Source organism: Actinoplanes sp. NPDC024001 (assembly GCF_040638955.1).
Taxonomy (GTDB): domain Bacteria; phylum Actinomycetota; class Actinomycetes; order Mycobacteriales; family Micromonosporaceae; genus Actinoplanes.
Map to the genome: position 1 here is coordinate 1 of NZ_JBEZZB010000301.1, position 6,196 is coordinate 6,196.

Annotated in this window: 7 protein-coding genes and 1 pseudogene; 5 read left to right on the forward strand and 3 right to left on the reverse strand. The window is 71.6% G+C overall.

Going from position 1 to position 6,196, the window contains the following annotated elements:
• The 3 genes from AB0F81_RS50010 to AB0F81_RS50020 all read left to right on the forward strand — a co-directional run.
• Window positions 1–302: hypothetical protein (locus tag AB0F81_RS50010; RefSeq protein WP_360211317.1), on the forward strand; the 302-nt coding region annotated here is incomplete at its 5' end.
• The gene (locus AB0F81_RS50015) at window positions 299–868 is read left to right on the forward strand and encodes a hypothetical protein (protein WP_360211319.1); all 570 of its coding nucleotides are present in this window, start codon (window positions 299–301) and stop codon (window positions 866–868) included. The genes AB0F81_RS50010 and AB0F81_RS50015, both read left to right, overlap by 4 nt.
• Window positions 869–944: 76 nt before the next feature.
• Window positions 945–1,673: an NAD(P)H-binding protein gene (locus AB0F81_RS50020; protein ID WP_360211321.1), complete on the forward strand. Its 729-nt coding sequence runs from the start codon at window positions 945–947 to the stop codon at window positions 1,671–1,673.
• Here AB0F81_RS50020 and AB0F81_RS50025 read toward each other — a convergent pair.
• Entirely contained in the window at window positions 1,670–2,620 is a 951-nt protein-coding gene (locus AB0F81_RS50025; RefSeq protein ID WP_360211323.1) for a helix-turn-helix domain-containing protein, read from the reverse strand. The genes AB0F81_RS50020 and AB0F81_RS50025 overlap by 4 nt on opposite strands.
• 91 nt (window positions 2,621–2,711) lie before the next feature.
• On the opposite strand from AB0F81_RS50025, the gene AB0F81_RS50030 reads away from it, so the two are divergent.
• Window positions 2,712–2,834, forward strand: coding sequence for a hypothetical protein (locus tag AB0F81_RS50030; RefSeq protein WP_360211325.1), 123 nt, complete (start codon window positions 2,712–2,714; stop codon window positions 2,832–2,834).
• 65 nt (window positions 2,835–2,899) lie between these two features.
• On the opposite strand, the gene AB0F81_RS50035 is transcribed toward AB0F81_RS50030, so the two are convergent.
• Together AB0F81_RS50035 and AB0F81_RS50040 are read right to left on the reverse strand one after the other, a co-directional pair.
• A complete protein-coding gene (locus tag AB0F81_RS50035; RefSeq protein WP_360211327.1) occupies window positions 2,900–4,666 on the reverse strand; it encodes an alpha/beta hydrolase in 1,767 nt (588 codons plus the stop codon).
• 73 nt (window positions 4,667–4,739) lie between these two features.
• The gene (locus AB0F81_RS50040; protein WP_360211329.1) at window positions 4,740–5,393 is read right to left on the reverse strand and encodes a SemiSWEET transporter; all 654 of its coding nucleotides are present in this window, start codon (window positions 5,391–5,393) and stop codon (window positions 4,740–4,742) included.
• A gap of 148 nt (window positions 5,394–5,541) precedes the next feature.
• Here AB0F81_RS50040 and AB0F81_RS50045 point away from each other — a divergent pair.
• A pseudogene (locus tag AB0F81_RS50045) lies at window positions 5,542–6,196 on the forward strand (hypothetical protein); the annotation flags it as partial.

Below are 6,196 nucleotides of genomic sequence, written 5' to 3' on the forward strand. Positions count from 1 at the left end.
TCGCGCTCGGCCGGCGGCGGCTCGACCGGGCCGGCACACCGCCGCTCGGTGTCCGGCCGCACGAGGCCTCCGCCCACATCGGACTGGTCGCCGTGCCCGACGCCCTGCTGCGCGCCCGGGTCCGCCTGGTCTCGGCGACACTGCGGCAGGTCGGCACGCGGCACTGGAGCGTGCCGGAGCTGCGCCTCGCCGCTCGCACCGATCCCACCGTGCGCCGCCTGGCCCACGCCGACCTGCTGCTCTGCCAGGCGATCGACTGCTTGGAGCGGTACCTCGACGATCTCGCGAAGGGCTGGCCGTGATGCGGGACGACCCGTTCGCCGGCGGCATCGCACCCCGGCTGTTCCGCATCGACCGGCAACTGGAGGCGGTGGTCCTCGACGCGCAGTGCCGGGACTGGTCCGCGGACCGGCCGGACCGGGTGGGTTTCGCCCGGCTCGGGCAGGCCCGGCACGAGGTGTTCACCGCCGCCCGGCGTCATCGGGCCGCCCGGCACCCGGTGGACCTGCCGGCGCTGCTCGTCGTCGTGCTGACCTGGGCGGCCGCCGTCGCGGTGCTGCTGCGGCTGGTGCCCGGCGCGGACCGGCCGCTGGTGCTGGCCGGGCTGGTGGTCGCCGCCTGCTGGGCCGCACTGCTGGCCGCGGCCGGGCTCCGCCGGCTGCGCCGGTTGCGGGCCCGCCGCGCCCGTCCCGGCCCGGCCCCGATCGACGATCCCTACCTCTACGCCGGGCTGCGCCGGCGGATCGAGTCGTGCGCGGTCGCCGCCCGCGGTGATCGGTCCTCCCGGCGCCGGGTCGCCGCGACCGACCTGGAATATGCGCTGGACTGGCTCGCCGCCGCCCAGGACGAGCTGCCGCGCAGCGGGTGACCGGCGCCACTGTCACATCCCGATCAACCGGCTCGTCCATGGTCACGGCAGATCCGCACGACAGAGGGGCGACGTCATGAAGGTTGTAGTGGTGGGTGCCACCGGGCAGACCGGCCGGCTGCTGGTGGAGGCACTGCGCGCCGGTGGCCACGAGGTGGTGCCGGCCGCCCGGTCCACCGGAATCGACGCGTTCACCGGCGCGGGGCTCGACGAGGCGCTGGCCGGTGCCGATGTGGTGGTCGACGTGACGAACCCGGCGACCCGGGAGGAGCAGGCAGTCACCGACTTCTTCCGGACCAGCACGCGGAACCTGACCGCGGCGGAGAGCAAGGCCGGCGTGGGACACCACGTCGTGCTCTCCATCGTCGGGCTGGAGCGGGGCAGCGAGCTTCCGTACTACCGGGGGAAGCTGGCCCAGGAGGAGGCGGTCCGGGCCGGCGGCGTGCCCTACACGATCGTGCGGGCCACCCAGTTCTTCGAGTTCATCCCGGACGTGCTGATCCCGGCCAACACCGACGGTGACGTGGTGCGGCTGGCCCCGCTTCAGATGCGGCCGATCGCCCTGTCCGACCTGGTGGAGATCCTCGTGGAGATCGCCGGGTCGAAGCCGGTGGACGGCACGGTCGAGGTCGCCGGCCCGGAGGTGCTGCTCCTGGACGAGGCCGGCCGCCGGCTCGTCGCGCCGGGGCAGCGGGTCACCAGCGACGGTAAGCCGTACTTCGGCGCCGACATGCCGGTGGACGCGCTGGTGCCCGGCCCGGACGCCCGGCTCGGCACGACCACCTTCGACGCCTGGCGCGGTTAGGCCTTCGCTTTGAAGGTGCTCCGGTAGGCCTGTGGACTGGTGCTGAGCCGCTGGGTGAAGTGGTGCCGCAGGGTCTGCGCGCTGCCGAACCCGGCCCGGTCCGCGATGGCGTCCACGCCGAGATCGGTCTCCTCCAGCAGGCGGCGGGCCAGCAGCACCCGCTGGCCGGTCAGCCAGTCGTGCGGGGTGGCGCCGGTCTCGGCGCGGAACCGGCGGGCGAAGGTGCGCGGCGCCATGTGCACGACCTCCGACATGCTCTCCACGGTGTGTTCCTCGTCGAGGGTGCGCAGCAGCTGGCTGATCAGCGGCTGCAGCGTCTCGCAGGAGACCGAGGAGGGAATCGGCTTGTCGATGAACTGGGCCTGACCGCCGTCGCGGTGCGGTGGCACCACCATCCGCCGGGCGATCGTCGCGGCCACCTCGGCGCCCTGCTCCTCACGGATCAGGTGCAGGCCGCAGTCGATCGCCGCGGCGGTGCCGGCACTGGTCACGATGTTGTCGTCGACCACGTAGAGCACGCCGGGGTCGACCTTGGCCTCGGGGTAGCGGCGGGACAGCTCGTCGGTGTGCCGCCAGTGGGTGGTGCAGCGCCGGTCGTCGAGCAGGCCGGCCTCGCCGAGGGCGAACGCGCCGGTGCAGACGCTCATCACCCAGGCGCCGCGGGCCTGGGCCCGGCGCAGCACGTCGAGCACCTCGGGCGGCGCCTCACGGATGTCGTTGGGCACGACGGCGACCAGGTCGGCCGTCTCGGCCGGGGTCAGGTCGTGGCTGGGGGTGATGGCGAAACCGGAGTGCGTCGGCACGGGACGGCCGTCCACACTGCACACGGCGAACTCGTAACCGGGCAGGCCTTCCGGGGTGCGGTCGTAACCGAAGAGCTCACAGAGGACCCCGAGCTCGAAGACCGCCACCTCGGGCATCGCGATCACGGCGACACTGCGCAACATGCGGCCAGCCTAACCGAGGTTGGCAGTTTCTTGAAGATGTATGGCATTCCTGCCACTGTTGAGAACGGCCTCGCGGGGCGACGCTAGAGGCATGGAAATCGCAGCGCTTGTCTTCTTCGTCCTGCTTCTGATCGCTTCCGTGTCGGGTCTGACCCGCGACAGCCGGGACAGCGCCGACTGGAAGCCCACCCACGACGGATATCGAACCACCTGACGAGCAACCGCCGGACCGCCGACGAACGCCGGCCCGGCGGTTGACTCATCTGACGAACACCGTCCTCAGCCGACCAGCCCGCCGGTCAGCACGGACGACGGCCGCGGCGCCACCACCGGCGGCAACTGCTTGCCGGTGACCGACTTGATCTTCATCTGGTCGTCGGTCGGCAGCTTCTCGGTGAACGGCTGGCGCGAGTCACGGCAGACCGTGCCCTTCGCCGGCAGCCTGCCGGACAGCAGGTAGCGGTCGATCGCGGCGGTCGCGCAGAGGCTCGTCCCGTACGCGGTGTGGCCCCAGTTGTTGCTGGCCAGCAGCCGCGAGTTGGGCAGCAGCTTGCTCGACGACACCGAGGCCCGGTAGTTGGTCGCCGGGTCCCAGTAGTTACCGATCAGCAGCACCGGCTTGGCCGTACGCCGGTTGAACGGACCCCGGTAGGCGTCCTCGTCCTGCACCTTCCACGTGCTGCTCGCACACTGCACGTCGATCCAGCCCCAGGCCCGGCCGTAGTACGGCGCCGCCTTGTCGCGGGCCGCCGTCTTGGCCGGCCAGCTGGTCGCGTTCTTCGGGTGCTTGCCGTCGGTGCAGATGACCGCGCTCTGCGCCTCGAAGCCGTTCTCGTACGGGAAGTCGTACCCGCCGGCCTTCGCGGTCTTGATCCGCTCGACCACGTTGGCCTTCGCGGCGACCGCCGCCGAGCCACCGTTCTGCATCGCGGCGATGTCCGCGGCGAGCCGCATGACGTCGTCGCCGGCATAGGTCGAGTAGAGCATGTTCAGCGTCGCACCGATGAAGTCCGCGTACGTGATCTTGAAGGTCTCGCCGCCCTCACGGATCACGAGCGGCTTGGCCTTCAGCTTCTTGGTGATCGCCGCGAAGTTGTTGGCCGGGTTGCCGTCCGAGAACGGGCAGTAGGTCGGACCGGCCTTGTCGCAGCGCCGGAAGATCTCCTGCAGCGCCTTGTACGCACCGTCGGAGGACCGCATCCGGGCATCCAGGATCTTGTTGCCGTTGGCGCCGTTGCCGACCCACTGCCGCGGGTCGATGTTGCCGTCGGCCGCGATCGCCCGGAACCGGTCCGGGAACATGTTCGCGTAGTACTGCCCCAGCGCGGTGCCGTAGCTGAAGCCCAGGTAGGTCAGCTTCTTGTCACCGACCGCCCGGCGCATCAGCTCCATGTCGCGCGCCACCTCGGCGGTCGACATGGCGCCGGAGAGCGGCTTGCCGGTGCTCGAGCAGCCCTTGCCGAACGCCTTGGCGGACTTGATGTACTTCGACTTCTCCGCCTTCGTGTACGGGAACGCGACGTTCATCCCGCTGAAGACCTTGGTCTGCTCGCGCACCGACTTGAAGCACTTGATATTGGCGCTGGCGCCGACCCCCCGCGGGTCCACCCCGACGATGTCGAAGCGCTCGAGCACGGAGTCACTCAGGAAGTACGGCGCGGACAGGGCGAACATGGTCGCCGAGCCGCCCGGACCGCCCGGGTTCACGAACAGGCTGCCGATCTTCTTCTTCTGGTTCTTGGCCTTCACCCGCAGAAGTGCGATCTCGGTCTTGGGGCCCTTGGGGTTGTCGTAGTCCAAGGGAACCAGGACGGTGGCGCACTGAGCGGTGTCGTAACACTTGTACCAACCCAGCTTCGGCGTCTTGAGCCGGTCGACCCGGCGCTTCTCCGCCTTGCTGGTGGTGGCCGACTTCTTCGCGGCGGCCTGCACTGCGGCGGGTTCGACGGTCACCGGCGCCACCGCGGCAGCCGGGACGGACGCGCTCGCGGCCAGGACGATGCCGACGGTGCCGGCGACCAGCAAGCGCGATCGTGGAATGTGCATATGTACCCCCCTCTCTTTCGGACAGCCCGCATCGTAGGAGGGCGATGCACGCTACCGGCGGGGAGTCCCCCGATCAGGCGTTGGCGGGCACCAGAGCACGGGTGGCGAGCTGCCGGGAGACCAGCACGCCGCAGACGATCGAAGCGCTGGTCAGACCCACGAGAGCGGACGCCCAGACGGCCGGCTGCCCGGTGCCCACGCCGTAGCAGAGCCAGGAGGCGCACGCGCCGCTGGCGAGCCACCAGCGCATCGGCGAGATGCCGGAGAGGTCCTGGGTGCGGTCGCGCAGCAGAGCCAGCGGCTGGGGCACCGCCGAGACGAGGGAGACCGCCGCCAGGATGGTGCCCAGCAGGGCCGCGGCCCGGCCACCGGTGACCTGCGGCAGGGCGGCCAGCGCGGCGGAACCGGCGACGGCGAGCAGCACGCCGCCCGCGGCGCCCGCGCTCACCAGCAGCGAGCGGCCGGAGCGCAGACGGGGCTGGGTGATCAGCAGGGCGGCCAGGATGGCCAGGCCGGTGAGCGAGCTCACCGTGTTGGTCACGACCTGGAGAGCGTCCCCGATCAGCAGACCGTACGTCACCCAGCCGACCGGCATCGCCACGCTCAGCATGCACGCGGTGGCCGACAGCCCACCGGTGCGGCGGCGTACGCAGGAGCGGTAGACCTGCGGCCAGGCGATGGACATCGAGAGGGCAGCGCCGAGAAAGCCGAAGAGGTGGGTCAGCATATTCCGTTTCCAGGTCGGGATCAGGTGCCGCCTGTCCGTTCGTCCCGACCCCCGGAACGCTGACCGGTTGCACCCGCACCGCACCCCGGTGCACCGCACTGGCACCCGGGGGTGACAGGCACCCGTTCGGGTTTGGCACAGTGGACGGATGCTGACCGACGTGGACCTGCCCGCGCCCGGACTGCTCTGGACCCGGTGGGCGACGCTGAGCGCCACGCTCACCGGCATCGGCCACGCCGGCCTGTGGTCGATCGACGATCATGGCGCCCACCACGCCGACCCGGACGGCAACTGGGCCCGGTTCGCCCTGCTCGACGGGCGGCGGGCGGTGCTCTACGGCCACCACGGCGAGCACAGCGCCACCGCGCAGGCCGACCCCCCGCTGGACCTGCTGACCGGTGCGCCCGACTGGTTGCCGTGGGACGACCTGGGCCCGCTCGCCGAGGCCGGCCGGCTCGGTTTCGTGATCTGGCACGAGAGCGGCCGCTGGTCGCGGGTGCGCTATCAGGGCGCCCTCGACGACGGCATGGCGCCGATGCTCGATCCGCTGCTGAGCGCCGAGAACACGCTGGCCGCCCTGACCGCGGTGGTCACCGGCCCCGGGCGCTACGAGCTGACCAGCCCGGCCCAGCGCGAGCAGGTCCGGGCCGCGAGCGAGCGGCTGCTGCACGCCGCGGTCCGCGCCGACGTCGGCGCCGGGCACCTGGAGGATCTGCTGGGCCGGCTGACCGGCCCGGTGCTGGACACCGGCGCCGCGCTGGCGGTCGCCGCCCGCGCCGGCATCATGCCGGGCAACCGGGCGC

Bases quoted from the DNA above. Each gene is read 5' to 3' on its own strand.
- AB0F81_RS50020 (WP_360211321.1), top strand. From the start codon at position 945: ATGAAGGTTGTAGTGGTGGGTGCCACCGGGCAGACCGGCCGGCTGCTG.
- AB0F81_RS50035 (WP_360211327.1), bottom strand. From the start codon at position 4,666: ATGCACATTCCACGATCGCGCTTGCTGGTCGCCGGCACCGTCGGCATC.
- AB0F81_RS50040 (WP_360211329.1), bottom strand. From the start codon at position 5,393: ATGCTGACCCACCTCTTCGGCTTTCTCGGCGCTGCCCTCTCGATGTCC.
- AB0F81_RS50025 (WP_360211323.1), bottom strand. From the start codon at position 2,620: ATGTTGCGCAGTGTCGCCGTGATCGCGATGCCCGAGGTGGCGGTCTTC.
- AB0F81_RS50030 (WP_360211325.1), top strand. From the start codon at position 2,712: ATGGAAATCGCAGCGCTTGTCTTCTTCGTCCTGCTTCTGATCGCTTCC.